Genomic DNA, 27000 nt, shown 5'->3' with positions numbered 1-27000 from the left:
ACGCAACGAAAAACCGCACACCGTCCGGCATTTCCGGACGAAGTGCGGCTCAACGCGTGGGGGCGATCAGGATTCGCCGTTCGAGTCCTGCTCCGCGGGCTCGGGCGCGGCATGATCGGGAATGCCGGGATTGGGGTCCCGGGACAGGTCGATCAGGTGGTGGCGCTCGGCGCCCTCGGGGGCCGCGTGGCGCCCTTGGCTCTGCTGCTCCTGGCTCATCGTGTGCTCTCCCTCCAGTTTTCGGACATCAGCACCTTATCCCGGACGATTTCGGATAGGCGGAGCGCCCAATCACCCGGGCGGAGTGCCTAACTCAGGATGTCGTGCCGGACGATGGTCTCGTCCCGGCCCGGCCCGACGCCGATGCACGAGATGCGCGCACCGGACAACTCCTCGAGCCGCTCGACGTAGGCACGGGCGTTGGCGGGCAGGTCCTCGAACGTGCGCGCGTGCGAGATGTCCTCCCACCAGCCGGGCATCTGTTCGTAGATCGGCTTGGCGTGGTGGAATTCGGTCTGTGTGGTCGGCATCTGTTCCACGCGCTCGCCATCGATCTCGTAGGCGACGCAGATCGGCACCTGGTCCAGGCTCGACAGCACGTCGAGTTTGGTGAGGAAGTAGTCGGTGATGCCGTTGACCCGGGTCGCGTAACGCCCGATGACCGCGTCGAACCAGCCGGTGCGGCGCGCGCGTCCGGTGGTCACGCCGACCTCGCCACCGGTCTTGGCCAGATATTCGCCGGACTGGTCGAACAGCTCGGTCGGGAACGGTCCCGAGCCGACGCGCGTGGTGTACGCCTTGAGAATGCCCAGCACCGTGGTGATCTTGTTCGGCCCGATGCCCGAACCCACCGCCGCACCGCCCGCGGTCGGGTTCGACGACGTCACGTACGGATACGTGCCGTGGTCGACGTCCAGCAGCGTGCCCTGCGAACCTTCCAGCAGGACGGTCTGACCGCGTTCCAGCGCCTCGTTCAGCAGCAGCCGGGTATCGCTGATCCGATGTTTGAAGCCCTCGGCCTGTCCGAGCACCTCCTCGACCACCTGCTGCGGATCGAGCGCACGGCGGTTGTAGATCTTCACCAGCACCTGGTTCTTGAACTCGAGTGCGGCCTCGACCTTCTGGGTGAGGATCTTCTCGTCCAGCACGTCGGCCACCCGCACGCCCACCCGGGCGACCTTGTCCTGATAGCACGGCCCGATTCCGCGACCCGTGGTGCCGATCTTCTTGTTGCCCAGGAAGCGTTCGGTGACCTTATCGATGGCCACGTGGTACGGCATGATCAGGTGCGCGTCGGCCGAGAGCAGCAGGCGCGAGGTGTCCACGCCGCGCTCCTCGATTCCGGCCAGCTCGTCGAGCAGGACGCCCGGATCGACCACGACGCCGTTGCCGATGACATTCGTGACGCCCGGCGTCAGAATTCCCGACGGGATCAGGTGCAACGCGAAATTGTCCCCATTGGGCAGGACCACGGTGTGCCCGGCGTTGTTGCCGCCCTGGTACCGCACCACCCAGTCGACCCGGCCGCCGAGCAGATCGGTAGCTTTGCCCTTGCCCTCGTCGCCCCATTGGGCGCCGATCAGGACGATTGCCGGCATGTGGAGTCTCCTACGGTTTCGACGCGCAGCGACAACGCTGCATCCATTGGGCGATGTGGGCGGGCCCTACGTTGTTACGCAGGCTGCCGCCTCCGGGCCTGACGCACACACCGCCGGGGCTACCTGCCGTTTGTCGAGGCGGTGGCCGGGAGGACAGTCTAATGGATGGCACCCGCGCGCCCCGATGAGCACGACGCCGACTGGCACACCACACATGGAGCGGGACTATCGTTGCTCGGGAGGCGGGCTGTTCGGGGTTCGCCCGAGCGCAACGAGGTCGAGCATGGTGTCGGTTCCGAGGAGGGTGTTCCGCAGTTGAGTACCCACGTTCTCCGCTGCAACGGCGCCCCGGTTCCGATTGCGCTCGCATCTCTTCCGATGACACAGACCTCGGCCATTCCCGATCCGGCCCGCATCGATGAACTGTTGCCGGTGCTCGCCGCGGACAGTCTGCCCCGGCTGATCGTGCTCGGTGAGGACGCCGGTCTGGCCGCGGTGCTCACCCATCTGCTGCGGACCGAGCGCCTGCACGTCGAGATCGGGTACGTGCCGGTGGATCGCACCTACGGCTCGCGCGCCTACCAGACCGGCACCGGTTCCGCGGCGGCAGAGCGGGCGCTGGAGGGTAAGCCGCAGGAGACTCCGCTGATCCGCGACGACACCGGCAAGGTGCTGGTCGGCCGGGCCACCGTGACCGGACCGGGCGGATCCCGGCTGGAGGGCGAGGCGTACGCCGACGAGGTGCGGTTGTTCTCGGGAACCGTCGCGGCACTGAACATCTCGCCCACACTGGATATGCCGGGCGCCCGCGCGACGGCGGTGCGCCGATTCCGCCGGCGGCGCTGGGTGGCCGGGCGCGCGATCCAGTTGGGTACCCCGGGCGCGGTGGTGACCCGCGACGGAATCGCCGACGACCGGACCGTCCCGCGGGCGAGCTTCTACCGGCACGACGAACCCTGGCGGCTGGTCCGGTGAACCGCCCGTTCGACACCCGGCGCATGTCCGGGGCGGTCCGCCCGAGCCCGGTTTTCCTGCTGATCGTGCTGCTCACCGCGGTCGGCGGGGTGGTCGCGTGGGAGGCGCGGCTGACCTCCTGGCAGGCCAAGCTCGGCGTCTTCGTATTCGTGGTGGCGGGCTGGATCGTCAGCATGTGCCTGCACGAGTTCGGCCACGCGTATTCGGCCTGGCGGGCGGGTGATCGCGAGGTGGAGCTGCGCGGATATCTCACCCTCAACCCGCTGAAGTACGCGCATCCGATGTTGTCGATCGGGCTGCCGATGCTGTTCATCGCGCTGGGCGGATTCGCGCTGCCCGGCGGCGCGGTCTACGTGCACGCGCACAATTTCTCCCCGCGAGTGCAGCGGACGATCAGCGCGGCCGGTCCCGCGGTGAATCTGGTGTGCGCGGTGGTGCTGCTGGCGATCGTGCGCGTGGCCGGGTCCCAGACAGACCATCCCGCATTCTGGTTCGGCCTGAGCTTCCTGGCATTCCTGCAGATCACCGCGACCGTGCTGAATCTGCTGCCGATCCCGGGCACCGACGGGTACGGCATCCTGGAGCCCTCGCTGAGTTATCAGACGCGCCGGTCGATGGATCAGTTCAAGCCGTACGGACTGTTGCTGCTGCTGGCGATTCTGTGGGTGCCCGCGCTGAATCGGGTGTTCTTCACAGCGGTGGATTATTTGTTCGAACTCTCGGGCGTGTCCTCGGACTGGTCCGCGTACGGGAGCTACCTGACCCGTTTCTGGAATTCCTTCTGACCTCGGCCCGGCGAACATGGGTCGGGCCGCCCGATCCAGTCCATCGGGCGGCCCATCTTCGTACGGGCGTCAGCGCGGTCCACCCCCCTCGACCGGCGCACCGCCGAGCGATGCTCCGCGACGTCCTCCCCGGGTCGCACCTACTGGCGTGCGGACCCCGTCGCTCCGACCGCGTGACGCGCACCGCCCGTACGAAGTTCCGACCGCGCCACCCCTCGTCGACGCGGTTCGACAACGAAGTTATCGGCGGCGCGAAGGGGGTTCACGAGTAGTGCACTACCCGAACCTCGATCATCTTCGCGCGCAACCCGTTCGGCGCGTCCCGCAGTCGGCCGCGGGATTACGCAGCGGGAGAATTCGTCCGGTCCGGACGGCGCCCGAGTTGCGCTCGGTCCGAATTCCATTGCGGCGCTGATTCAGTCCTGCGGCTGAACGTAGGGACGTTCGACGGTCGGCGGGAGCAGAGCCATCGCCGACAGCCGCTGCACACCGCAGACCTGCATCAGATCCACCACGATCGAACGGAGTTGGGCGAACACCACATGCGCGGACAAACCCGCGCCGTCCACCAGATCCACCGTCGCGCCCTTGGCCACGCGGCGCAGGACACGGGTCGACTCGGCGGCGTCGGGCTGCTGCCCCGGATCGGCGAGCATGTACTGCCGCACCACTTCGACCGCCTTGCCGAGTTCCTCGACCTCCTCGATGATTCCGGGATCGAGGATCTCGTCGTCGCGGACCAGGGTCAGGGCGCGACGTAGCAGCACGCGGATGTTGCGCACGGCGTTGTCGAGCGGATCCACCGCTGCCCGAATCAGATTCAGCCGGGGGCGGGCGTTCCAGTAGAGCGGGGAGATCCGGCTGACCTCGCGACCGCCCTCGACCGCACTGCGCAGCCCGTCGATCTGCGATTGCGTCCCGCGCGCGGATTGCAGTGCGAGACGGATCTTTTCGGGGTCCTGCTCGTGCAGTCCGTCGGCGCAGTCGGTGAGCGCGCGGCCGATCACCGCGAGAATATCCGCCGCCTGCTGGCGGGCGCGGCGCACCGGATGCAGCGGGAAGACAGCCACCACCGCGACGCCGACCAGCCCGCCCACCAGCGAATCCACCACGCGCAGTGAGGCTCCCCCGCTGTGCGGCGGATACAGCGTCGCCACCAGCACCGCCGAACTCGCGGCCTGCATCGGGATCACCGCCCCGCGATCGAGAAATATCGCCGAGCCCATCGCCACCGCGACGACCAGGGCGATCTGCCACGGCCCGGTGCCCACCCAGGAGATGAACAGGTCACCGATTCCGATGCCGACGCTGACCCCCGCGACCAGCTCCACCGAACGCCGGATCCGCGCGCCGAATGCCACGCCTATGGAGATGACCGCCGCCATCGGCGCGAAATACGGCGCGGGGTGACCGACGACGCGATGCGCGACGAACCAGGCGACCGCCGCCCCCACCGAGCACTGCAGAATCGGCAGCGCGGATTTACGCAGACGTTGCCACCCGTTGCGTAACCGCTCGGCGCTGTTCTCGCGCACCGCGCTGACCGTGAAGGAATTCTCTGAAGCCATCGGGTGCCGAGAATAAACCCTGCCCGTGAGCGGGGAAGGTCAGTCGATGCCGAGTTCCGCCGCGGCGCGGGGGTCGCAGTCCTCGAGCAGGTCCAGGCAGCGGGCGTATTCGTCGGTCTCGCCGATGGCCCGGGCGGCGCGGGCCAGGGCGCCGACGCTGCGCAGGAATCCGCGGTTGGGCTCGTGGCTCCACGGCACCGGGCCGAAACCCTTCCAGCCGTTACGACGCAACAGGTCCAGGCCGCGGTGGTAGCCGGTGCGGGCGAAGGCGTAGGCGGCGATGACATCGGCGTCCACCGCGTCCGACCCGGTGGCCTCGGAGCGAGCGAGCGCGGCCTCGGCCAGATGGGCCCAGGCGATGGAGGCCGTCGGGTGCGCGGCGGCGACCTGAACCGGATCCTGTTTCTCGAGCAGTGCCGACTCCGCCTCCACATTTTCGGGCAGAAGTACCGGCTGCGGTCCGAGCAGATCACCGAAGGACGTCATGGCACACCATCCTATGGCAGCCGCAATCTGCACCGCTGTCCGAAATGCTCGTTAGGCTTGCTTGGACCGAAACCGATCCCCCGAACGAAGGGTAGCGCGTGTCCGACCCGACAGACGATAAGAAGCCGCAGCCGGACTCCCCCGGCGCCGAGCAACGTCCGTCGTCCGGCGCGCCGGGATCCGGCCCTGCCGCGCGTAATCAGTTCCTGTCCCGCGACCAACTCCCCGGCCGCGGACCGGCCGACCCCACCCGCCGCGACCAGGGCGGACCGCAACCGCGCCCGGCCGCGTCCGGCGGTCCGGCGCAGCGCGGACCCGTGGGCCGCCCGCCCACGGGCGGACCTCCGCCCGAGCGTGCCACCGGCGGATCGAAACCCGGTGCGGGGCAACCGGACTCACCGTCGTCTGCCCAGCGTCCGGCGAACGCCGGCTCCCGGCCGGCTAACGCCGCCACGCCGGGTGCAGAACGTCCGGGAAGCGCACCGAGACCACCGGCCCCCGGCCGACCCGGCGGCGGCCTTACCCCGCCCGGAGCACCCCGTCCGGGAGGACCGGCCCAGACACCGGGCCCACCCGGGCCGACTGGGCCTGGCCCGGCGCCCAGCGCACCTCGTCCGGGCGGACCGACCCCGACACCCGGCACACCCCGACCGGGCGACGGACCGACCCCGGCGTCGGACGCATCCCGGCAGAATGGCGGGCCCGCCCCGAGATCCAGCGCACCCCGCCCGGGCGGACCAACCCAGACACCCGGCACACCCCGACCGGACGACGGACCGTCGGGCGGATTCCGCCCGGGCGGCGGGCCTGCGTCGCCACCGAGCGCGCCCCGGCCCGGCAACGGCCCGACGCCACCACCCGGGGCAGCGCGTCCGGGTGGTGGGTCCGCATCCGACGAGGGACCGACGAGGAATTTCGCGGGTGGCCCGACGAGGTCACCCGGCCCCGGCAACGGACCCACCCCGCCGCAAACAGCGGGTCCGGGCGGCGAGCGAACCACGCGGTTCGTAGGTGATCCAGCCGGACAGGCGCCTTCGGGCCCCACGGCACGTCCGGGTGACGGACGCACGCCCGACGCCCCCGGCAGCGCGCGCCCGCCACAGCAGCCCGGCGGTGAGCGGACCGCGCAGTCGGCGGCCGGATCGACGTCTCCGGGGGCGGCGTCCGCGGGCGGGGGACCGACCGGGAAATTCGCGGGCTGGCCCGACCGGTCGAGGACTTCCGGCGAAGCGCCGGGCTCGAATCCGCCATCGGCACGCCCCGGCGGCGGGCCCGGCCCGGAGGCGCAGACAGCGAAGTTCGGCGCGTCGTCTCCCGGCGGCCGCGACTCGCGTTCCGCGGCACCGGGCAATCAACGTCCCGGGAGCGGACCGGTCGCGGGTTGGCTCGGAAGCCGACCGGCCCAGGGCGCGCCGGCACCGGCGAATCCCCCGGGCGGTACGGCGTCCGGTGACAGCTCCGGCGGGCGCACACCACCGCCCACCAACCCGGCCCGGCCGGGGCCGGGCCTGTTCGGCGCGTTGCGCTCCTCCCGAGACCTGAACCCGCCGGGCCGATCCGGCCCTGGCAACCCGGCCTCCGCAGGCGACCCCGCCCGGAACACGCCCGCGAATCCGCCGGGGCGCCCCGGCGCCGAAACGCCCGGAACCGCACGGCCGAGCGACTCCGCGCAGCGGCCGCCCGCGTCGGCCGATTCGACTGCGCGCTCCGGTACGGGTGCGTCTGCCGGATCGCGGCCCGGCAACGAAACCGCCGACACCACGCGATTCGGCAACGGCCCGGCACAGCGGCCACCCGCCGGTTCGACGGCACGATCCGGCGCGGAGACAGCCGCCGGATCACGCCCCGGGGGGCCTGGTCGAGACACGCCCGCCGACCAGACCACACGGCTCGGCGCAGAACCTGCCGGGAACTCGCGCCCCGGAGCACAACGGCCGTCCGAGTCGGCGGGCTCGTCAGACCGGTCCGGCGCCGAGGCGCGCACTGGGTCGCGACCCGGCGGACCGGCGCAGCGACCGCCCGCAACGGCGGATTCGACAATGCGGTCCGGCGGCGCATCCGGGAGCGCACGGCCCGGCGGCGGGCCGGCGCAGCGGCCCGCGTCCGCCGACCCGGATCGCGAGGCGAACACAACTATCGGACCGCGATTCGGCGGGAACGGTGAGGGGGTTGTGATGAATGCGAACGAACGGCCCGGGGACAACGCGTCCGGGAGGCAACGGCCCGGCGGCGGAGCGCCGGGAGGTGCGGGACAGGCACCCGCCGGCGGCGGAGGGTCGGCGGCAGCCGATTCCGGCAGCAGATCCGGCCAGGGCGCAGCCGGGAATACGGGACGGCCCGAGGCCGAGTCGTCGCGCCCGGACAACGGGCCGGCGAAGGAGAAGCCGGCCGACAATTCCGCGGCCCGGCCGAAGCCCGGGACGTCCGCGCCGAGCCCCAGCGACGGGCCGACCCGGATGATCCCCACACCGGCGAATCCAGCGGCTCGCCCCGGCGCAGGGACGCCCGCGGACTCAGCGGCTCGCCCCGGTTCGCGAACACCCGAGAACCCGGCGCGCCCCGGAGCGGGGACGCCCACAAGTCCAGCACCCCGACCCGGCTCAGGCACACCGGCGAATCCTGAAGCACGACCGGGTCCGGAAGCACCCCAGAACGGTGGCACGCGACCCGGGACAACCCGGTCCGGCTCGGCGACACCCAACAACCCCGCAACGCACCCAAGCTCGGGCACGCCCGCCAGTCCTGAACCACGACCAGGCTCGGAAGCACCCCAGAACGGTGGCACGCGACCCGGGACAACCCGGTCCGGCTCGGCGGCACCCGCCAACCCCGCAGCGCGACCCGGCTCGAGCACACCCGCGAATCCTGGCGCGCGACCTGGGGCACAACCGGAGGCAGCCCGGTCCGGCTCGGCAGCACCGGCGAATTCGGCGGCCGGAGCCGACCCGAGGACGTCCGCGAATCCGGCAGCCCCGCCCGGCTCGGGCGCAGCTGCGGGGTCAGCGGCCGGGCCCGGCTCGGGCACACCTGCGGGTTCTGGCGGACCCGCGAATCCGGCGGCGCGACCAGGCGGTGCGTCGGCGGTGCCACGGCCCGTCGGTGTTACGCCCGCGAAGCAGCCGGGCGGACCGGGTTCGGGCACACCGGCGGTATCTCTGCCGGGTGCGGCCGCCGGATCGGCGAAGGGGCCGGGTGCGTCGGAGCAGTCCGACGCCGCCACCCAGGCAATCGGCAAGGGCGGTGCGGCGAAGCCGACCGGCAATCCCGATTCCGATGCGCGAGAGACGGATTCGAAGCAGCCGGGCACACCGGGCGACAGCGGGAAGACCACGGTCATCTCGAAGTCGGATTTGCCGCGCGGAAAGGCTTTCGGCACAGCGAAATCCGAGTCGGCGAAGAACGACGAGCAGCGGGCGAAGCCGATCGACCCGAAAACCGTTGTCATTCCGATGGTCCCGGATACCTCCGACGCGAACACGACCGTACTTCCGGTCCAGCGTCAGGGCGAGCAGGCCACCGAGAAGATGCGGCTCGACAACGAATTCGGTGCCGCGCAAGGCACTTTGCGCCTGCCGGACCCCGCCGCGGCGAGCGCTCCCTCACCGGCCGACGCGCGCCCCACCGTCCCGGAACAGCCCCGGCCGCCGCAGGCCCCCATCGCCACTCCGCAGCGGATCCCCGGCGCACCGGACGAATCGGCGGGCGCGCCGAAGCGCGGCCGGCGGGGCCTGCTGATCGCGGGTGCGGCGGTCGTGTTGATCGTGGTGGTGATCGGCGTGATCATCGCCGTGGTCGGCGGCGGTGACAATTCGCCCGAGGCCAAGGTCTCCGCGGCCATCACCAGCTACACCAACGCGCTCCAGTCGGGCAGCCTGACCGATCTGCAGGCCGCGACCTGCGGTGCGCAGAACGATTTCTACAAGAGCATGGCCAAATCGCCCGACCAGTACGCGAGTGTGCACAAGCTCGCGGTCGAGCAGCGCAAGATTCCCAAGGTCGACGGCGTGAGTTCGGTCCAGATCACCGGCGACAAGGCGGTGGCGCAGGCCAACGTCTACACCGACGCCGATCCGACGCGCGCCTCGCGCACCTTCGACCTGCAGAACACCGCCGACGGCTGGAAGGTGTGTGATCTGCCGAACGCCGCGCAGTGAAGTCGCAGCCCGCAACCACGGCGTGACCAGGCGGTCCGCCGTGGGCTGTGACGCTTTCGCGTCGCCGGGCGATACCTCTCACAGACATCTGGTCGCCAGTCCGGCTCATCTGTAGAGTGGCCGAGTTGTCCGGTCGCGTCCGCCTTCGGGTGCGGCCCGCGCGTTCTCGCGCCGTACATGCGTTCTACAAAGTAAATACACACAGGGGAGCACAGGGATATGCCGCAGCTGGCACCCGAAACGTCGGCAACCACGGCACTGATCGGTCAGCACTTCCGGGTTCGCGATCACTACGATATCGGCCGCGAAAAGGTCCGGGAGTTCGCCCGCGCGGTTCAGAACAACCACCCGGCGCACCGGTTCGAGGACGAGGCGGCCAAACTCGGCTACCAGAACGTCCTCGCGCCGCCGACCTTCGCCGCCGTCATCGGCATGACGATCACACAGGCGCTGCTGGATTCGGCGCTCGCACAGTACGATCTGTCCCAAATCCTGCAGACGGACCAGCTTTTCGAGATTCACCGCCCGATCCTGGCGGGCCACCGCACGACCAGTCAGGCGAAGATCGAATCGATCCGCCAGGTGCGCGGCAACGACTTCGTCACCGTGCGGGCCACCGTGATCGACGAGGACGGCCAGGTCGCCGTCGTCGCGACGGTGACGATCGTGGCGCGGTTGGGACAGGAGGTCGATCCCGATATCGTCCGGCTGGTCGAGGGCCTGGTGATGCAGCGCCGCGAGCCCACCGACGCCGACGCCGACGTGCTCATCCCGATCACCGAGGAACAGGCCGTCACCCTCCCGACGCTGGCACAGTCGCGCGAGAACACCGAAGTGCACACGATCCCCCGGTTCGAGGAGCTGTCGGTCGGCGATGAGCTGCCGCTCGGGCGGATGCAGCTCACCCGCGGCGATCTGGTGAACTACGCCGGCGTCGCCGGGGACCCGAACCCGATCCACTTCAGCGACCGCGCCGCCGAACTCGCCGGTCTGCCCACCGTCGTCGCGCACGGCCTGCTCACCATGGGCCTGGGCGCGGAATATCTGAGCGCATGGCTGGGCGACCCGACCGCAATCGAGTCGTACAGCGTCCGCTTCGCCGCCCTGGTTCCGGTCGAGGCCACCGCCCCGGCCGAGATCGAATTCACCGCCAAGGTCAAATCCCTGGACCCCGAACGTCGCACGGCCACCCTGCTGCTCTCGGGCGCCTCCGCCGGAAAGAAACTCTTCGGCCGGGCCATCGCCCAGGTCCGATTGAGCTAGGAAAGCAGCCGGGCGTGCATCAGGTAGACGTTGTAGTCGCTCCAGGTGCTGATGGTGAAGTACAGGTCCGAACCGGTGGACCAGGGGTGGATGAAGCCGCCGTACAGTTCCGGATAACTCGAGACGCCGACCGTCGGTGCGCTCTCGGACCAGATGCCCTGGGGTGAATTCGCTTCGCGCAGAACGATTGCGCCCTTCGCGGTGTCCAGATAGCTCATCTGCCAGACGTTTCGGGCGGCGTCGTAGCGCACCGACAGCTCACCGGCAGGGCCCTGGACTATCGGTGTGGCGGAACCGGATCCGCCCACCGGCGTCCACGAACCCTCGTGCCAGTACTGGTACGCGGAAGTGTTGAGCACCTCGGATTTACGCACCCGGGCCAATCCCACCGACCCCAGCCGGGTATTGGGCGTACCGAACATGTAGACGTAGTCGCCCTGCGGAACCATCGCCGCCACTTGGAAATTCGCCAGCCCGAAGATGTCGTCCCAGTGTGCGTAGGGATCCTTGGTCCAGGTCGCGCCGTGATCGTCGGAGTAGGCGATCCCGCCGTAGTTGGTGAAGAATGTGCCCGGCGCGCTGTTCCAGGTGCGAATCGACATGTAGCTCAGGTACTGTCGCGATCCGATCGCGAAACCCGAGGTCGGGATGGTGGTGATCTCGATGTTGTCCTTCTTGCGGCTGTCCAGCACCTCGGCGGCGTGGCACCGGTCGTCGGTCACCATGCGGTCGAAGATCACACCGTGGCTCAGATCGCGATTCCTGCTGAACGCCAGCACATTACTGCGCCAGTCCTGTCCCATGCCGCCGGGCGGATGGAAGCCCACGCCGACGGTGTCGCCGAAGGCCATGGCGACCTCACCGGGCGCGCTCTCCCACGAGATCCCCAGATCGGTGCCGTACACCTGCCAGCGTTTATCGGTCCGGTTCACCGAGTTCGCGCCGGTCTCCGCGGCCACCTCGGTGACCTGGCCGATCCGCGGCGCGGCGCGCACCGGCGATTGCGGTCCGGCTTCGGTCGGCGGATGCTGCTGGACGGGCGGCGGCGGGCCGGTGTGCGGCGAAGGCCCCGGCGGCAGGGCGAGATAGAAAGGCTTGGGATTCAACAGCACATCGGGCAGGCCGAGGCGCTGCAACAGACCCGGCGGCGGTGCGGGCGTATCGGTCAGATCCGGGCACGGATCAGTGCACGGGTCGGCGGGCAACGTCATCGTGGTGCGCTTCACCGGCACCGACGGCGGCGGACCCGAATCCACGGTGACCACCGGATAGGGCACCGGAACCTCGAGGGTCTTGGGCACCAGCGAGGCGTGCGCCGGCACCGGATCGGTTACACACGGCCCGATCCCGGGCACCGGAACCGGTTCCGCGTGCACCACGGGCGGTACGCCCAGCACTCCGACGACAACCGTCCCGACGGCAGCAAACAGCCGCATACCCATGGTCCAAACCCCTCTTGCGCGTCGTCGCCCGGACCAGACCTTACTGTGTTCGATGCCTCCGCTTCGCTGCGGCGGGCCGCGGCCCCCAAGGGGCCGATTCTTCCCTCCTCCGCTCCTCCGCTTCGCTCCCCCGCTCCGTCAGTCCAGAATCGACCCGGGCCACGGCCTCGGGGTTGACATTGCCAGAGGTGAACGAGCCTGGGTGAATCTGGTCGGTCACCTGTCTCAGGAACGCGGCCTAGAGTTGAGTCGAAGCCCTTGTCCGATAGCCGCGTTCAGGATTGCCGCCATGAAGATCCCAGCATTTCGCCGCACGATTCCCGTCGTGGCCGCAGCCGCGCTGCTCGGCCTGGCCGCACCCGCCGCGGCCCTGGCCGCACCGGGGTCGGGGGCCGGTACCGGCGGCGCGAGTGCCGGTGGCAGCGGATTCACCGTGAACGATCAGGGCACGATCAGCTCGCCGCAGAACAACTCCGACGATCGGAACACCCCGGTCTGGTATCCGAACTGCGCCGCGGTGCGCGCGGCGGGCAAGGCGCCGCTGTACTCCTCGCAGCCCGGATACAGCGCACTGCTCGACCCGAAGGGCACCGGCGTGGCCTGCGGACCCGGCAGCACCACTCCCTGAGCTACTGCGCGACCGGGGCGAGCGCCGCGGTCGGCGGCGCCTCCGAGGATCCCTCGAACCGCAGGATCGTCGCCCCGATCCGCACGGTATCGCCGTCGGCGAGCACCGAACCGCTCTCGATCGGCTCCTCGTTGATGTAGATGCCGTTGGCCGAGTGCAGATCCTTGATCAGCAGACCGGCCCGGCTCGGCAGGATGTGCGCGTGGTACCGGCTGACCTTCGGGTCGTCCAGGACCAGGTCGTTGTCGGTCATGCGGCCGATCTTCAAGCCGCCCTTGGGAATCGGGACCGCCCGTCCGTCGGGGAGTCGCAGCTGTCCGGACCGCGCCCACCGCGGCGTCTCGGTGACCGTCTCGGTCATCGCCTGCGCCATCCGCTCGACCTCGGCGATCGCGGCGGTGTTCAGCGGTTCCTGCCGCAGCACCCGCTGCTCCAGCTCGCTCAGCGCCGGACCCGGATCGATTCCCAGCTCGTCGGCCAGCACCGTGCGGACCCGGCGGCACGCCTCCAGCGCGTCGGCCTGCCGCCCGGACAGGTACAGCGCGGTGATCAGCTGCACCCACAGCGGTTCGCGCAGCGGATGCTCCCCGGTCATCGCGACCAGTTCGCCGACGACGGAAGCTGCGCGGCCACAAGCGATTTCGGCGTCGATCCGGGCCGAGGCGACCAGTAGCCGCTCCTCGTCCATGGCGGTGGCGAAACTTTCGGCGAAGTGCAGGCCGGACAGATCGTCCAGCGCCTTACCGCTCCACTCGGCCAAGGCGGCGGCGAACGATTCCGACGCCCGGCGATGATCACCGGCCGCGGCCGCCTCCGAACCGGACCGGCGCGCGGCGTCGAAGCGACCCAGATCGCAACCGTCGTCCGGAATCTCGAGTCGATAGCCCGCCGATTCGGTGCGCAGCACCGCCGCCGGGTCCAGGCCCGAATTGCGCAGTGTCTTGCGGATATTCGAGACGAACACCTGCAGGCTCGCCTGATAGGAGTCCGGTGGTTCCTCGTTCCAGACGATATCGGCCAGCGCCTGCGAGGACACCGCGCGCCGCCGATTCACCGTCAGCGCGGCCAGCAATGCCCGCGGTTTGGGCCCGCCCACGGCGACGGGCGCACCATCGATCATCAATCGAACGGGCCCGAGAACCCGAACATCCAAGCTGTGTGACACTTTCTACCCCGCCTAGCCGCTAGGACGGCGCCGCCCCGTCGGAGTCACGGTACACCCGCGCCCCGACGGCCCTGCGCAACAACTGCTCTCGCAATTCACCTGGGCATCCGCATGGGCACACCCGAGACCGGACCACGCTCCCACCTGTCACCCGGAAACGCGAGCCCGGCCGCACCCACCGGCCCGATCCGCACCCGACAACCGATCTCGTCACGCACATGGGTAACTCCCCGGGCACCCAGCGACACGCTGAAGTCCCGGGGAGGCGGAGGGGCGTCCCGGGAAGGCGGGGAAGCACAACTACTTCGCGCTGACGGACTTGCCCGCGGACCTCAGGTCGTTGCAGGCCTCCACGACGCGCTCGGCCATCGAGGTCTCGGCCTTCTTCAGGTAGCTGCGCGGGTCGTAGGTCTTCTTGTTGCCGACCTCGCCGTCGATCTTCAGCACACCGTCGTAGTTGGCGAACATGTGACCCGCGATCGGGCGGGTGAACGCGTACTGGGTGTCGGTGTCGACGTTCATCTTCACCACGCCGTACTTCAGCGAATCGTCGATCTCGGACTTCAGCGAGCCCGAACCGCCGTGGAAGACGAAGTCGAACGGCTTGGCGCCGTCGGACAGGCCCAGCTTGGCCGAGGCGACCCGCTGGCCCTCGGCGAGCACCTCGGGCTTGAGCACCACGTTGCCCGGCTTGTAGACGCCGTGCACGTTGCCGAACGTCGCGGCGAGCAGGTACTTGCCGTTCTCGCCGGCGCCCAGCGCGTCGATCGTCTTCACGAAGTCTTCCGAGGAGGTGTAGAGCTTCTCGTTGATCTCGGCCTCGACACCGTCCTCCTCACCGCCGACGACGCCGATCTCGACCTCGAGGATGATGTTCGCCGCGGCGGCCTGCTTGAGCAGTTCCTTGGCGATCTCGAGGTTCTCGTCGATCGGGATGGCCGAACCGTCCCACATGTGCGACTGGAACAGCGGGTGCTGCCCGGCCTTCACCCGCTCGGAGGAGATGGCCAGCAGCGGCCGGACGAAGCCGTCCAGCTTGTCCTTGGGGCAGTGGTCGGTGTGCAGCGCGATGGTCACGTCGTACTTCGCCGCGATCACGTGCGCGAACTCCGCCAGTGCGACCGCGCCGGTGACCATATCCTTCACACCCTGACCGGAACCGAATTCGGCTCCGCCGGTGGAGAACTGGATGATGCCGTCACTGCCGGCCTCGGCGAAACCGCGGATCGCTGCGTTGATCGTCTCCGACGACGTGCAGTTGATCGCGGGGAATGCGAAGGAGTTCTCTTTGGCCCGACCGAGCATCTCGGCGTAGACCTCCGGAGTCGCGATGGGCACTGCAGTGACCTCCGTGGTGTGAAGAAACAGATCTGTCCTCTACTACCCTAGGGTGCCGGGTCACCGCACCGGAAGGTGGTACCGCCGTGCGCGCGGCGAGCCCGGGCCGTGGACCACCGCAAATTCGGCACGGCTCGGTGTGATAGCGACAGGGCCGGTACTGTGGGGGCCGTGACCGCGCTGGCCATTACCGACGTTCTCGCGAGCAGCTCCGGAATAAAGGGGCTGCTCGATCCCGTGCACCTGCTCACGGAAACCCCGCTGAAGAATGCGGTGCTCCCGGCCATCATGGTCATCGTCTTCATCGAAACGGGCCTGTTGTTCCCGGTCCTGCCCGGCGACTCGCTGCTGTTCACGGGCGGGATGCTGGCGGTGCACGATCCGCATCCGGTATCGATCTGGGTGCTGGTGCCCGCCGTCGCGCTCACCGCCATCGCGGGCGATCAGTGTGCCTACTGGATCGGGCGGGCGATCGGCCCGGCGCTGTTCCACAAGCAGGACAGTCGCTTCTTCAAACAGCGCTACGTCACCGAGACGCACGCGTTCTTCGAGAAGTACGGGCCCAAGACGATCATCCTGGGCCGGTTCGTGCCGATCGTGCGCACCTTCATGCCGGTACTGGCGGGCGTGTCCCGGATGGACTACCGCAAGTTCCTGACCTTCGACATCGTCGGCGGTATCGCGTGGGGCGGCGGCGTCACGATTCTGGGCGCGCTGCTGGGCAACGTGTCGTTCATCCGCAACCACATCGAGGCGATCTTCATCCTGATCGTCGTCGTCTCGATCCTGCCGGGCATCATCTCGGTCGCCAAGAAGCTCCGCAACCACGAGCCCGTGCTCGCCGAGACCGAACCCGACGCTGTTCCGACGAACGAATCCTTGCGCTGACACATTGCCGAACACCCCGCTCACCCTCGCACTCGGCGGTATGGAACCGCTGGATTCCGCCGGGCCGCTGCTGGTTTGGACCGTCGTACTGATCTTCGTATTCCTCGAATGCGCCCTGATCATCGGCCTGTTCCTGCCCGGTGACTCGATGCTGCTCACCGCCGGAATCGTGCTCGCCTCGCACGAGACCGGCAGCACTCAGGTGTGGGGGCTGGCGGTGGGCACGATGATCGCCGCGATCGCGGGCAATCAGGTGGGGTACGTCATCGGGCACCGCACCGGGCATCGGCTGGTGGCCCGCCGCGACGGGCGCTACATCAATACCCGCAATCTCACCCGGGTCACCGAGATGTTGCAACGGCACGGTTTCCTGGCGGTGCTGGTGGCGCGCTGGATTCCCTGGGTGCGCACGCTGTGCCCGCTGGTGGCCGGCGCCGCGCGGATGGATCACCGCCGCTACACCATCGCCAGCACGGTCGGCGCGATCATCTGGGCGCCGGTGCTGCTGCTGATCGGCTTCTACGCGGGCGGATTCCTGGGCAGGGTGTCTTGGCTCATGCCGACGGTGATCGGGACCCTGGTCGCCTGCCTGATCATCGGGACCGCGCTGGGCATCCGGCAGTATCGGGTCGAGATGGCCCGGCCGGCGGAGGAATTCGACCTCGATCGGCCCGAAACCGTATGCGTCGAGGGTGAGACCCGCTGAGCGTCCGGGCGCTTCAGAGTCCGGCGGCGGTCACCGTGTGCGCGGCCTCCATCAGCATCCAGCCCGACAGCTGCACCGACAGGTCCCGTTCCGGGATGCGCGAGGGTGTGACCGATCCGTTCGAGGTGAACTTCGCCGCGCCCGCGGTGCCGACGGGCAGTTGCGCCGGATCGGTCCAGACGTCGCCGAACAGCGGCTCACCCTCCACTTCGAGGCGATGATCCCAGGCCGCGCGGGCCGAGGCGGTCACGATCGAGGCGGCCTGCCGCCGGATCTGCGCCCGATCGGCGTCCTCGCCGGGCAGCAGTAAGGCCACCAGTGCCAGATAGCGCACCAGAATTCCGTTGAACAGCCCGCCGTCGCCGCCGCTGCCGCCGGTGACGACGCCGTGGTCGGTCATCTGCTCCGCGACCGCGGCCAGCAGCCGGCGCACCCGGTCCACGTGCACGGATTCGCCTGTGTGCAAAGCCAATTCGGTTTCCAGCCCGAGGACGACGCCCTGGCAGTAGGTGAAGACGTTGCGCTCCACCCGTTCCGAGGGCAGGTGCACGCCGTCCAGGATCAGGCCGGTCTCGTCGTCCCGCAGATTCGCCTCCAGCCAGTCGGCGATCTCCGCCGCCCGGGTGTAGCGGCCGAACCGGGCCAGGGCGATGCCGGCCGGACCGTTGGCCGGGGCGTTGTAGTAATCCGCGCCCTTGCGCCACGGGAGCGCGCCGATCCGCGGCTGCCAGCCGGTGGTCAGCGCCTTCTCCAGCGCGACGAGCCCGCTGCGCACATCGGTGACGCCGCGGATGTGCTCCGCGCGCTGCAGCGCCAGCGCCAGCCAGGCCATATCGTCGTAGTAGTTGTTCGTCCAGCCGGTGATGTTGCGCAGCCGGTGCCCGCGGGCCAGGGCCGCGACGCGGCGCACCCGGGCCGCGGTGGGCTCGCGGTTGGCGGCGTCGACCGCGCAGTCGATCAGATGCGCCTGCCACCAGTAGTTCCAGGTCAGGAACAGGCGCTCGCGCGGCAACGCGGGCCAGCCGACGACACCGAGTTCGGTTCCCGGAATGCCCCACAACCGGTGCAGATCGCGCGACACGATCGCGGACTCGGCCAGATCGGCCCGGCGAGACCATTCCGCGGCCGTCGGCTCGGCCGCCGCACCGGAGGCGCCCCGGATGCGCGGAGGTGTGGGCACATCGTCGCTGGACGCACTCATGCGATACATGTTGCCAGCCGGACGCCGTTTTTCGCGCCCGATTTGTTACCCAACCGTCTCGTATCCGCGATCGGCGCGCGGGTCACCAGGCCCGGGTCAGATCGGCGTGCTGGGCGACCCAGGTGTGCATGGCGATTCCGGCCGCGACCCCGGCGTTGATACTGCGGGTGGAGCCGAACTGGGCGATCGAGACGGTCATGGCCGCGGCGGACTTCGCCTGATCGGTGACCCCGGGCCCCTCCTGCCCGAACAGCAGCAGACAGTTGCGCGGGAGTCGCACCGTCTCCAGCGGGACCGCGCCGGGAACGTTGTCGACCGCGACCACCACCAGGCCGGCGCGTTCGGCGTATGCCAGCAGTTCGGGGATATCGGCGTGATGTTCGATGTGCTGATACCGATCGGTCACCATCGCACCCCGGCGATTCCAGCGCCGCCGCCCGACGATGTGCACCGCCGCCGCGGCGAACGCGTTGGCCGTGCGGACCACGGTGCCGATATTCGCGTCGTGCCCGAAATTCTCGATGGCGACATGGAATTCGTGCCTGCGCCGATCGATATCGGCGACGATCGCCTCCCGCGTCCAGTACCGGTACGCGTCCACGACGTTGCGCCGGTCCCCCTCGGCCAGCAACTCCGGATCCAGGCGGGCGTCCTGCGGCGGCTCGGTGCCGAACTCCCGCGCCCACGGCCCGACCCCGTGCGGATGCTCACCCCATTCGGTCGGCCCGGGGAGTTCCTGCTCGCCGGGGGCCTCGCCCGCACTCACGACGCCGACCGCACGCTGGTGGAAAACACCGATGGATGATCACACACGCCGGAAAACCTCAACGTGCCCGGTCCGCGATTCCCCGGCGGCCGCACCGGTGCGGCCGGGTGCGCCCACATTTCCTGCGCGGGATGGTACGGGAGCACTACCCTGGAAGATGGCGGTGGAGGTGGGTCGTGAACCACTCTCGGATACTTCGCGCGGTGCTCGGTGTGACCGCCGGGTACATCGTTCTTCTCTGTCTGTGGCTGGGGTGGGTGGTGCATCGCACGCCGCCTGGGACGGTGGCATTTCAGATGGTGGCGCTGGTGGGGATGTTCGGCTCCTGCGTCGGCCTGGGAATGCTCTACGCGCAGCGCCCCTCGCACAGTGACCGGAAGCTGTTGCGGCACGGGCTGGAAGGCTGGGCGGTGATCGAGGCGGTCCATCCGCTCGCGCACACCGACCATCACACCGAACTCACCGAGCTGGATCTCGAACTGAACGTGCCGGGATCGGAAACCTACCGCGGCACCATCGTTTTCGACGTCGCGCCGATCGACCGGCCGCGGATCGCGGTCGGCGAGACGATCTCGATCCGCGTCGACCCGGCGGACCGGGACCGAATCATCCTGTGCCTGTGAGCTTCACGCCCCCGCGACCGTGCGCGAACCGGCCGCTCGCCGGTGGACCCGGGAATCGGCCAGCAGCAACTGCGCCGCGGCATAGGTCCCCAGGATGACGCCCTCGCTGATCCGCCGAGCGCGCGAGGTGCGAGCGAACAGGCGGCGCAGCACGATCAGCCCGTCCGAGAGTGTGAACAACAGCGCGCCCACGCCCAGCCGGCTGCGCGGATCGGACGACGGAAGTGTCATCCCCGCAACGGTTTCCACGCCCGGAGCCAGTCCGGGATCCGAGGCGAGCACCGCGGCCGTGCCGAGCATCGCACCGTAGGCGCTCAACGGAATCGCGATCCCGGCCGCCCGGACCCGCAGCAGCGCACCGGCTCCCGCCCAGGCCGCGATCCGGGGCAGCGCCACCGCGATGCGCGGCCGCGCGCCGCGGCGCCACCACAACGCCGAATATCCCGTCTGCATCACCGCGAACGCGCTCGCGCCCGCGACCAAGCGGCGATCGTCGTCCGGATCGATCAGCAGCACATCGCCCACCGTCGCGGCGGCCAGCGAGCCGAGCAGCAATCGCCGATCGGCCGGCGCGAGCGCATCGCCCGCGCGCACGACGTCGGCGGCCAGCAGCGGCATCATCACGGGCTTGCCGATCCACTGCAACCGGTCGCGCCCGGTGACCGCACCGGCCACGGTCAGCGCGGCCGCGGCCAGGTAGGCCACCCGGAACGGCCGCATCACAAGCTCGGCTCACGCGGCGCGGGCGGCAGGGCCGGCCGACCGCCCTTGGCCCGGCCGCTGACCGACATCTCCTCCATGGCCGGCGGAATCGACGCCGCCGAGGTGTTGCCGGTGCGCTCGTAGATCCATTCCGGGGTGGAGTCGAGCATCCTGCACACCTCGGCATTGCCGACTATCCGGGTGGGCCGGTGAGCGCCGATGCGCAGCATCGCGACGTTCTGACGCCCTTCGTACACCGCAATGCTCACCACAGGCGACTCACACGACCCTTCAACCACGCTGTTCAACCGGAGACCCGCGTCAAGATTAACGCAGTGCCAACAGCGCCGGATGTGCCCGTCAGCCCAGGGCGAGATCCTTCAGGCCGAGGATCGAGCGGTATTCCAGCCCCTCCGCGGCGATCACCTGATCGGCCCCGGTCTCCCGGTCCACCACGGTCGCCACGCCGACCACCGTCGCCCCGGCCTCGCGCAGCGCGCGCACCGCGGTCAGCGGGGAATTGCCGGTCGTAGTGGTGTCCTCCACGACGAGTACCCGCTTACCGGTGATGTCCGGCCCCTCGATCTGCCGCTGCATGCCGTGCGTCTTGGCGGCTTTGCGCACCACGAAGGCGTCCACCGGACGTCCGGGCGCGTGCATCACCGCCACGGCCACCGGATCGGCGCCCATGGTGAGCCCGCCGACCGCATCGAACTCCCAGTCGGATACCAACTCGCGCAACAACTTTCCGATCAGCGGCGCGGCCTGGTGGTGTAGCGTCGCGCGCCGCAGGTCGACGTAGTAGTCGGCCTCCTTGCCCGAAGACAGGGTGACCCGGCCGTGCACGACGGCCAGTTCCCGTACCAACTCGGCCAGTCTGTCCCGGTCGGTGGTCGATTCGATCATGTTGTGTGCCGTGTCCTTTCTCGTCGACCGGCCGCTGCGGGCCTGGCCGCTCAAGTCCTACCGCGTGCGTTGAACAGGGTCCGGCTGGCGCGGACCAGCAGGGAGCGCGGGATCATCCCGGCCACCGTGGTCAGCACCTTGTACTGGGCGCCGGGCACGCTGACCACCTGGTTCGATTCCAGATCACGCAGTGAACCCGCCACAACCTGCTCGACATCGAGCCACATCGGCTTCGGCAGCGAAGACATATCGATACCGGCCCGATCGTGGAATTCGGTGTGGACGAATCCGGGGCACAGCGCCTGCACTCGAACTCCCGTTCCTGCGAGTCCGCCCGCCAGCCCTTCGCACAAGGATACGACGTAGGCCTTGGACGCCGAATACGTCGACCCGCGTCCGGGGATCAGGCCCGCGACGCTGGCGAGGTTCACGATCGCTCCCTTCGCGGCGGCGATCATCGGCGGCAGCGCCGCGCGGGTCAGTTGCATGACCGCAGTCACGTTCACGTCCAGTTGCGCCTGCAGCTGCGCCGGGTCGTTGGTCCAGAACTCGCCGGAGATGCCCAGGCCCGCACTGTTCACCAGGAACTCGACGCCCTCGGCCAGCCGTGCGGCGACCCGCTCGCGGTCTGCGGCGACCGCCAGATCCGCGCGCAGTATCTCGGAACCGGTGTCGAAACGCCTGCTCAGCTCGTCACCCAGGGCGCGAAGGCGCTGCTCGTCGCGGGCGACCAGCACCAAGTCGTAGCCGAGCGAGGCCAGGCGCGTCGCGTAGGCGTGCCCGATTCCGGACGTCGGGCCGGTGACCACGGCGACGGGCCTGCTCGCGCCGGGTAGGCGAGCGGCGGGTGTTTCGGTCATGACTTCATCATCGCGCACCCGTGCGGATCACCGTGCACCCGCGGTCCGCACGCGGCGTGCTCAGCGCGGCGCGGGACCCTGATACGGCCGGAAACCGGGATGGAACGGGCCGCCCGGCCGGTCGCTCTCCTCGGCCTCGGGCAGATCCTCGGCCGAGTCCTCGGCGAATTCGGGTTCCTCGGGCTCGTGCTCCTCGTCCTCGGGCCACTTCTCCTCGGCCGGGGGCCAGTTGCGGCGCACCCGGGTGCGCGGATCGGGCACCACGGCCAGCGCTGGACGGCGTTGCGGCGGTTCGGATTCCCCGGCGATGTCGTTGACCAGCGGGGCGTACCCGTCCCCGGCGCCCTCGGCCGGGATCTCGTAATCGCGTCGCTCGGAATCGAATTCGTCGAACTTCGCGGACGGGTGCGCGCGATCGTCCTGGTCCTCGGGGTCGTAGGCGCGCTCGTCGTAGCGGCGGTCCGCATCGGAACGTTCGGCGTACCTGCGCTCGTCGTCGTAGCGACGGTCCTGCTGGTAATCGCCGTAACCGCGTGCGCCCGAACGATCCTCGTCGTAATCCGGATCGTCCTCGGCGCGGGTGCGCGGACGCGGGCGCCCCGGATCGTGCGCGTCCGGATCGCCGGACTCGCCGCCACCGGCCACCGGCGGCAGCACGTGCAGCAGGCCGGACAGGCGCAGCACCGCGTCGATCGCCCCCTCCCATTCGCGCGAGGACAGGCCCACGGGCAGCACGCCCAGCGTCCAGTTGCCCTCGCTCCACAGCTGTTGCACGCTGCCGGAGAGGGTTTCGATGAAGGCGACCATGCGCTGATCCACCGCGTGCCGGGCGATGTCCGGATTCGTCGCGAACACCACCCGGTCGCCGATCGCGCCGAGCAGTTCCAGATCCGCGTCCTTGGGCGGGGCGGCGGTCTTCAGGCGCAGGTCGATATCGATATCGGAGCCGATCTGCCGGCGCACGGCGACCAGCGTCGCGGCATCCTCCAGATCGAACAGAACGAACTTCTCGCCCTTGCGGTTACCCGAGACCACATCGACCGCGGACAGGTACCCCAGTTTGGCCATCGCACCGCGACGCCACGTGGACGCCAGCGCCGGTTCGACCGAAACATAGGTGTAGCCCTGGGCTTTCGCCCAGACCTGACGCACGTGACCGGTCCGCTGCCGCTGGAGCCGATCGAAATACAGCAGCACGATCGCACCAACCAGTGCGATCGCCGCGAGTCCGAACCACATTGCCGTCATCGCGGATGAGTCTAGTTGGCGCGCGCACCGCACGCGGTGTGCGCACTGCGTGTTGTGTGTGGCCGCCCGGTTCGCGGGCCGCGGATCAGCGCGTGGGCGTTGGGTTCGGGGTGGCCTGCGAAGGCAGTGCGGTGCCGATGACGATCTTGGCCTGAATCGATCCGTCGGGGTTCTTGTCGCCCTGGACCACGACCATATCGCCCGGGTGCAGATCGGCGATGGTGCTCGAACCCAGTGCGATCACCTCGGTCTTGGCGTCGGTGTGCACGGTGATGCTCGAGCCGGACAGCGAATCGATGGTAAGGGTCGACCCGTCGTTGGCCTTGATGGTGCCCATCGTCGCGCCGAGGCCGTCGGCGGTCCCGCCCAGGCCGGGCAGCTGCGGCGCGCTGGTCGAGCCGGTGCCGGGGGTGTCGGGCGACTGCGGGAACATCGGCAGCCCGGTGGGAGCGGAGCGGTACGTGGTGCCCCCGGCGCTCGACGAGGACGAGGAGTCGTTGCCCAGGAACAGACCGACGGCGACCGCGCCGAGCACCACCACGGCGAAGGCAAGCAGGGTCAGCCCGACCCACATGCCGCGGCGGTCGCGATGCGGCGGTGGCTGGTCCGGCGGCAGATCGGGCGGGCCGACCAGCGTCGGCTGCGGGTCGTTCCGGCCGGGCATCGGCCGGGTCTGGCCGATCCACTGGGTGTCGTAGGTGGCCTCACCCGGGCCCGGGCCCTCGTACACGCCCCACTGGCTCTGATACGGCGGCAGCTCCCGGGTCGGATTCGGCCCGGGAGTCTGGTCGAAGTACTGGTACGGCTCGGTCGAGCCGTAGGCGTCCGAGTACTCCGTCGTACGCCTGCCCTCCGGCTCGCCCGACGCTCCGAGATGTTCGGTCGGCGCGTCGGACGAGTCCGGCCGCTGTGCCCACGGATCGCTCGGATTGGTCATACATTCCAGACTAGGGGAGACGCACGCCACATCCGAGGGTCGGCCGTTACCGCCCGGTTCACCGGCCGACTATCAGCCCGTCACCGTCCGGTGAGACGTTGACCTTCACCAGATCGCCGTCGGTGACCTCGCCTGCCAGCAGTTCCTTGGCCAGCGAATCGCCGATGGCCTGCTGGATCAGCCGGCGCAGCGGGCGGGCGCCGTAGGCCGGGTCGTACCCGCGCACGGCCAGCCAGAACCGCGCCGAAGGGCTGACATCGAGAGTGAGCCGACGCTGGGACAGACGCTTCTGCAACTGTTCCAGCTGGATTCCGACGATCTCCTCGAGCTGCTCCTCGTCGAGCGCGTGGAACATCACCACATCGTCCAGGCGGTTCAGGAATTCCGGTTTGAACGCGGAGCGCACCGCGTTCATCACGAACTCCTTGTCGCCGCCCGCGCCGAGGTTGGAGGTGAGGATGAGGATGGTGTTGCGGAAGTCGACCGTGCGGCCCTGCCCGTCGGTCAGCCGGCCCTCGTCGAGCACCTGCAGCAGGATGTCGAACACGTCCGGGTGCGCCTTCTCGATCTCGTCGAACAGCACCACCGTGTACGGCCTGCGCCGCACCGCCTCGGTGAGCTGACCGCCCTGGTCGTAGCCGACGTATCCGGGCGGCGCGCCGACCAGGCGAGCCACCGCGTGCTTCTCGGAGTACTCGCTCATATCGATCCGGATCATGGCGCGTTCGTCGTCGAACAGGAAGTCCGCCAGCGCCTTCGCCAATTCGGTCTTGCCGACGCCGGTCGGGCCGACGAACAGGAACGACCCGGTGGGCCGGTTCGGGTCCGCGACCCCGGCACGCGCCCGGCGCACCGCGTCCGACACCGCCTGCACGGCCTCGGACTGGCCCACCACGCGGCGGCCCAGCTCGTCCTCCATGCGCAGCAGCTTCTGCGTCTCGCCCTCGAGCATCCGCCCGACCGGGATTCCGGTCCACGACGAGACCACCTCGGCGATGTCGTCCGGGCCGACCTCCTCTTTGAGCATCACCTCGCCGTCCGGGCCGCTGCCGGTGGTCCCGGCCTTCTCCTCGGCCACGGCCAGCTGCTTCTCCAGCTGGGGGATGCGCCCGTAACGCAGTTCGGCGGCCTTGCCCAGATCACCGTCGCGTTCGGCGCGCTCGGATTCGCCGCGCAGCGATTCGAGTTCCTCCTTGATGCCGCGCACACTGTCGATGGCCTGCTTCTCGTTCTGCCAGCGGGCCATCAGCTGGTTGAGCTTCTCGCGGTCGTCGGCCAGTTCCTGACGCAACTTCTCCAGGCGTTGCTTGGACGCCGCGTCGGTCTCCTTGGCCAGGGCGACCTCCTCGATCTCGAGCCGGCGCACCGCGCGTTCGACCTCGTCGATCTCCACCGGACGCGAGTCGATCTCCATGCGCAGCCGCGAGGCCGACTCGTCGACCAGGTCGATCGCCTTGTCCGGCAGGAACCGGGAGGTGATGTACCGATCGGACAGCGTCGCGGCCGCCACCAGCGCGGAGTCGGTGATCCGCACACCGTGGTGCACCTCGTACCGCTCCTTGAGTCCGCGCAGGATGCCGATGGTGTCCTCCACCGAGGGCTCGCCGACCAGCACCTGCTGGAAGCGCCGCTCCAGCGCCGCGTCCTTCTCGATGTGCTGGCGGTATTCGTCCAGCGTGGTCGCGCCGACCAGACGCAGTTCGCCGCGCGCGAGCATCGGCTTGATCATGTTGCCCGCGTCCATGGCCGACTCACCGGTCGCGCCCGCGCCGACGATGGTGTGCAGCTCGTCGATGAACGTGATGATCTGCCCGGCACTCTGCTTGATCTCCTCGAGCACGGCCTTGAGCCGCTCCTCGAATTCGCCGCGGTACTTGGCCCCGGCGACCATCGCGCCCAGGTCGAGCGAGACCAATGTCTTGCCGCGCAACGACTCCGGTACGTCACCGGCGACGATGCGCTGGGCCAGACCCTCGACGATCGCGGTCTTGCCGACGCCGGGCTCACCGATCAGCACCGGATTGTTCTTGGTGCGGCGGCTCAGCACCTGCACCACGCGCCGGATCTCGGTGTCGCGGCCGATGACCGGATCGAGTTTGCCCTCGCGGGCGGCGGCGGTCAGATCGGTGGAGTACTTCTCCAGCGCCTGGTAGCTGCCCTCGGGGTCCGGGGAGGTGACGCGGGCGTTACCGCGCACCGCCGTGAACGCCTCACGCAACCCGTCCGCCGTCGCGCCGTACTTCAGCAGGAGTTGGGATACGTCGGAATCGCCGCGCGCCAGGCCGACCATCAGATGTTCGGTGGAGACGTACTCGTCACCGAGTTCGGTGGCCAGCTGCTGTGCGGCGGTGAGGGCGGCGAGGGCCTCGCGGCCGAGCTGCGGCGTGGTGGTGGCGCCGCTGGCCCGCGGCAGCCGGTCCACGATGTCCTGGGCCTCGCGCCGGACCGTGGCCGGATCGACGGCAACGGCCTCGAGCAGCGGGGCGGCGATGCCGTCGGTCTGATCCAGCAACGCCACCAGCAAGTGCGCCGGACGGATCTCCGGATTGCCCGCTGCCGAGGCGGACTGCAATGCGGCGGTCAGCGCCGCCTGGGTCTTGGTGGTGGGATTGAACGAGTCCACGGTCACCTTCCTACGTGTCGTCTGCGCAGCCTCGTCCGGCTGCTTCCGATCACTTCAACGCAGTAGAAGTTGAGTCTGTTCCGCTCAAGTTTGGTTCTTTTCCGCGGTACTCGCAACATGGCCCGGGACCGCTTCCAC

General features: G+C 69.4%; 23 protein-coding genes and 1 pseudogene. 8 read left to right on the top strand and 16 right to left on the bottom strand.

Annotated elements, in window-relative coordinates:
• Positions 1-66: 66 nt before the first annotated feature.
• Both AC5WS7_RS36905 and AC5WS7_RS36900 read right to left on the bottom strand, forming a co-directional pair.
• The gene (locus tag AC5WS7_RS36905) at positions 67-219 is read right to left on the bottom strand and encodes a hypothetical protein (RefSeq protein WP_495959366.1); all 153 of its coding nucleotides are present in this window, start codon (positions 217-219) and stop codon (positions 67-69) included.
• A gap of 89 nt (positions 220-308) precedes the next feature.
• Complete coding sequence (locus AC5WS7_RS36900) at positions 309-1598, bottom strand: adenylosuccinate synthase (protein WP_495959283.1); 1290 nt, start codon at positions 1596-1598, stop codon at positions 309-311.
• Between the two features lie 378 nt (positions 1599-1976).
• Here AC5WS7_RS36900 and AC5WS7_RS36895 point away from each other — a divergent pair, with 378 nt between their 5' ends.
• Together AC5WS7_RS36895 and AC5WS7_RS36890 are read left to right on the top strand one after the other, a co-directional pair.
• Positions 1977-2573 (top strand): hypothetical protein, encoded by a 597-nt coding sequence (locus tag AC5WS7_RS36895; protein WP_495959282.1) that lies wholly within the window; start codon positions 1977-1979, stop codon positions 2571-2573.
• 23 nt (positions 2574-2596) lie between these two features.
• Positions 2597-3358: a site-2 protease family protein gene (locus tag AC5WS7_RS36890; RefSeq protein WP_495959359.1), complete on the top strand. Its 762-nt coding sequence runs from the start codon at positions 2597-2599 to the stop codon at positions 3356-3358.
• 416 nt (positions 3359-3774) lie between these two features.
• Here AC5WS7_RS36890 and AC5WS7_RS36885 read toward each other — a convergent pair whose 3' ends face one another.
• Positions 3775-4926, bottom strand: a complete 1152-nt coding sequence (locus tag AC5WS7_RS36885; RefSeq protein WP_495959281.1) for an FUSC family protein — start codon at positions 4924-4926, stop codon at positions 3775-3777.
• A 39-nt stretch (positions 4927-4965) separates the two neighbouring features.
• Positions 4966-5412: a DUF3151 domain-containing protein gene (locus tag AC5WS7_RS36880; protein WP_495959280.1), complete on the bottom strand. Its 447-nt coding sequence runs from the start codon at positions 5410-5412 to the stop codon at positions 4966-4968.
• Between the two features lie 3083 nt (positions 5413-8495).
• Between AC5WS7_RS36880 and AC5WS7_RS36875 the strand changes: the two genes are divergently transcribed.
• Positions 8496-9566 carry an Rv0361 family membrane protein gene (locus AC5WS7_RS36875; protein WP_495959279.1) on the top strand — a complete coding sequence of 357 codons (1071 nt, stop codon included), beginning with the start codon at positions 8496-8498 and terminating at the stop codon, positions 9564-9566.
• Between the two features lie 219 nt (positions 9567-9785).
• A complete protein-coding gene (locus AC5WS7_RS36870) occupies positions 9786-10829 on the top strand; it encodes a fused (3R)-hydroxyacyl-ACP dehydratase subunits HadA/HadB (protein ID WP_495959278.1) in 1044 nt (347 codons plus the stop codon).
• Here AC5WS7_RS36870 and AC5WS7_RS36865 read toward each other — a convergent pair.
• Positions 10826-12271 carry a glycoside hydrolase family 183 protein gene (locus AC5WS7_RS36865; RefSeq protein WP_495959277.1) on the bottom strand — a complete coding sequence of 482 codons (1446 nt, stop codon included), beginning with the start codon at positions 12269-12271 and terminating at the stop codon, positions 10826-10828. The two genes, AC5WS7_RS36870 and AC5WS7_RS36865, sit on opposite strands and share 4 nt — an antisense overlap.
• Before the next feature lie 289 nt (positions 12272-12560).
• Between AC5WS7_RS36865 and AC5WS7_RS36860 the strand changes: the two genes are divergently transcribed.
• Positions 12561-12899: an excalibur calcium-binding domain-containing protein gene (locus AC5WS7_RS36860; RefSeq protein ID WP_495959276.1), complete on the top strand. Its 339-nt coding sequence runs from the start codon at positions 12561-12563 to the stop codon at positions 12897-12899.
• 1 nt (position 12900) lies between these two features.
• Here AC5WS7_RS36860 and AC5WS7_RS36855 read toward each other — a convergent pair whose 3' ends face one another.
• Both AC5WS7_RS36855 and fbaA read right to left on the bottom strand, forming a co-directional pair.
• Positions 12901-14019 carry a BTAD domain-containing putative transcriptional regulator gene (locus AC5WS7_RS36855; protein WP_495959275.1) on the bottom strand — a complete coding sequence of 373 codons (1119 nt, stop codon included), beginning with the start codon at positions 14017-14019 and terminating at the stop codon, positions 12901-12903.
• 345 nt (positions 14020-14364) lie between these two features.
• The gene (fbaA, locus tag AC5WS7_RS36850) at positions 14365-15432 is read right to left on the bottom strand and encodes a class II fructose-bisphosphate aldolase (protein WP_495959358.1); all 1068 of its coding nucleotides are present in this window, start codon (positions 15430-15432) and stop codon (positions 14365-14367) included.
• 141 nt (positions 15433-15573) lie between these two features.
• On the opposite strand from fbaA, the gene AC5WS7_RS36845 reads away from it, so the two are divergent.
• Both AC5WS7_RS36845 and AC5WS7_RS36840 read left to right on the top strand, forming a co-directional pair.
• On the top strand, positions 15574-16290 hold the full coding sequence (locus AC5WS7_RS36845) for a DedA family protein (protein WP_495959274.1): 717 nt from the start codon (positions 15574-15576) through the stop codon (positions 16288-16290).
• A 40-nt stretch (positions 16291-16330) separates the two neighbouring features.
• Positions 16331-16996, top strand: a complete 666-nt coding sequence (locus tag AC5WS7_RS36840; protein WP_495959357.1) for a DedA family protein — start codon at positions 16331-16333, stop codon at positions 16994-16996.
• A gap of 13 nt (positions 16997-17009) precedes the next feature.
• Here AC5WS7_RS36840 and AC5WS7_RS36835 read toward each other — a convergent pair whose 3' ends face one another.
• Positions 17010-18197, bottom strand: coding sequence for a glycoside hydrolase family 76 protein (locus tag AC5WS7_RS36835; protein WP_495959273.1), 1188 nt, complete (start codon positions 18195-18197; stop codon positions 17010-17012).
• An 82-nt stretch (positions 18198-18279) separates the two neighbouring features.
• Entirely contained in the window at positions 18280-18963 is a 684-nt protein-coding gene (locus AC5WS7_RS36830) for a TrmH family RNA methyltransferase (RefSeq protein WP_495959272.1), read from the bottom strand.
• A gap of 203 nt (positions 18964-19166) precedes the next feature.
• On the opposite strand from AC5WS7_RS36830, the gene AC5WS7_RS36825 reads away from it, so the two are divergent.
• Positions 19167-19586, top strand: coding sequence for a hypothetical protein (locus AC5WS7_RS36825; RefSeq protein WP_495959271.1), 420 nt, complete (start codon positions 19167-19169; stop codon positions 19584-19586).
• 3 nt (positions 19587-19589) lie between these two features.
• Here the strand turns inward: AC5WS7_RS36825 and AC5WS7_RS36820 are convergent, their stop codons facing one another.
• From AC5WS7_RS36820 to clpB, 7 genes and pseudogenes are all read right to left on the bottom strand, one after another.
• Positions 19590-20306 (bottom strand): lysoplasmalogenase, encoded by a 717-nt coding sequence (locus AC5WS7_RS36820; RefSeq protein ID WP_495959270.1) that lies wholly within the window; start codon positions 20304-20306, stop codon positions 19590-19592.
• Positions 20306-20428: pseudogene (locus AC5WS7_RS36815) on the bottom strand (3-oxoacyl-ACP synthase); the annotation flags it as partial. The pseudogene AC5WS7_RS36815 and the gene AC5WS7_RS36820, both read right to left, overlap by 1 nt.
• Before the next feature lie 220 nt (positions 20429-20648).
• Positions 20649-21194 (bottom strand): orotate phosphoribosyltransferase, encoded by a 546-nt coding sequence (gene pyrE, locus AC5WS7_RS36810; RefSeq protein WP_067884303.1) that lies wholly within the window; start codon positions 21192-21194, stop codon positions 20649-20651.
• A gap of 50 nt (positions 21195-21244) precedes the next feature.
• On the bottom strand, positions 21245-22054 hold the full coding sequence (locus AC5WS7_RS36805) for an SDR family NAD(P)-dependent oxidoreductase (RefSeq protein ID WP_495959269.1): 810 nt from the start codon (positions 22052-22054) through the stop codon (positions 21245-21247).
• Between the two features lie 60 nt (positions 22055-22114).
• A complete protein-coding gene (locus tag AC5WS7_RS36800) occupies positions 22115-23302 on the bottom strand; it encodes a TtfA family protein (RefSeq protein ID WP_495959268.1) in 1188 nt (395 codons plus the stop codon).
• An 85-nt stretch (positions 23303-23387) separates the two neighbouring features.
• A complete protein-coding gene (locus tag AC5WS7_RS36795; RefSeq protein ID WP_495959267.1) occupies positions 23388-24239 on the bottom strand; it encodes a DUF5666 domain-containing protein in 852 nt (283 codons plus the stop codon).
• A 58-nt stretch (positions 24240-24297) separates the two neighbouring features.
• Positions 24298-26862, bottom strand: a complete 2565-nt coding sequence (gene clpB / locus AC5WS7_RS36790; protein ID WP_495959266.1) for an ATP-dependent chaperone ClpB — start codon at positions 26860-26862, stop codon at positions 24298-24300.
• Positions 26863-27000: the final 138 nt, after the last annotated feature.

It is taken from the genome of Nocardia sp. PLKS1-43, assembly GCF_059510335.1.
Note: the sequence above shows the minus strand (reverse complement) of the source record. Positions and strands in the feature narration are given on the sequence as shown.

Coding starts and splice junctions, on each gene's coding strand:
- AC5WS7_RS36905 (WP_495959366.1), bottom strand. CDS start 219: ATGAGCCAGGAGCAGCAGAGCCAAGGGCGCCACGCGGCCCCCGAGGGC.
- AC5WS7_RS36900 (WP_495959283.1), bottom strand. CDS start 1,598: ATGCCGGCAATCGTCCTGATCGGCGCCCAATGGGGCGACGAGGGCAAG.
- AC5WS7_RS36895 (WP_495959282.1), top strand. CDS start 1,977: ATGACACAGACCTCGGCCATTCCCGATCCGGCCCGCATCGATGAACTG.
- AC5WS7_RS36890 (WP_495959359.1), top strand. CDS start 2,597: ATGTCCGGGGCGGTCCGCCCGAGCCCGGTTTTCCTGCTGATCGTGCTG.
- AC5WS7_RS36885 (WP_495959281.1), bottom strand. CDS start 4,926: ATGGCTTCAGAGAATTCCTTCACGGTCAGCGCGGTGCGCGAGAACAGC.
- AC5WS7_RS36880 (WP_495959280.1), bottom strand. CDS start 5,412: ATGACGTCCTTCGGTGATCTGCTCGGACCGCAGCCGGTACTTCTGCCC.
- AC5WS7_RS36870 (WP_495959278.1), top strand. CDS start 9,786: ATGCCGCAGCTGGCACCCGAAACGTCGGCAACCACGGCACTGATCGGT.
- AC5WS7_RS36865 (WP_495959277.1), bottom strand. CDS start 12,271: ATGGGTATGCGGCTGTTTGCTGCCGTCGGGACGGTTGTCGTCGGAGTG.
- AC5WS7_RS36860 (WP_495959276.1), top strand. CDS start 12,561: ATGAAGATCCCAGCATTTCGCCGCACGATTCCCGTCGTGGCCGCAGCC.
- AC5WS7_RS36855 (WP_495959275.1), bottom strand. CDS start 14,019: ATGATCGATGGTGCGCCCGTCGCCGTGGGCGGGCCCAAACCGCGGGCA.
- AC5WS7_RS36840 (WP_495959357.1), top strand. CDS start 16,331: ATGGAACCGCTGGATTCCGCCGGGCCGCTGCTGGTTTGGACCGTCGTA.
- AC5WS7_RS36835 (WP_495959273.1), bottom strand. CDS start 18,197: ATGAGTGCGTCCAGCGACGATGTGCCCACACCTCCGCGCATCCGGGGC.
- AC5WS7_RS36820 (WP_495959270.1), bottom strand. CDS start 20,306: ATGCGGCCGTTCCGGGTGGCCTACCTGGCCGCGGCCGCGCTGACCGTG.
- pyrE (WP_067884303.1), bottom strand. CDS start 21,194: ATGATCGAATCGACCACCGACCGGGACAGACTGGCCGAGTTGGTACGG.
- AC5WS7_RS36805 (WP_495959269.1), bottom strand. CDS start 22,054: ATGACCGAAACACCCGCCGCTCGCCTACCCGGCGCGAGCAGGCCCGTC.
- AC5WS7_RS36800 (WP_495959268.1), bottom strand. CDS start 23,302: ATGACGGCAATGTGGTTCGGACTCGCGGCGATCGCACTGGTTGGTGCG.
- AC5WS7_RS36795 (WP_495959267.1), bottom strand. CDS start 24,239: ATGACCAATCCGAGCGATCCGTGGGCACAGCGGCCGGACTCGTCCGAC.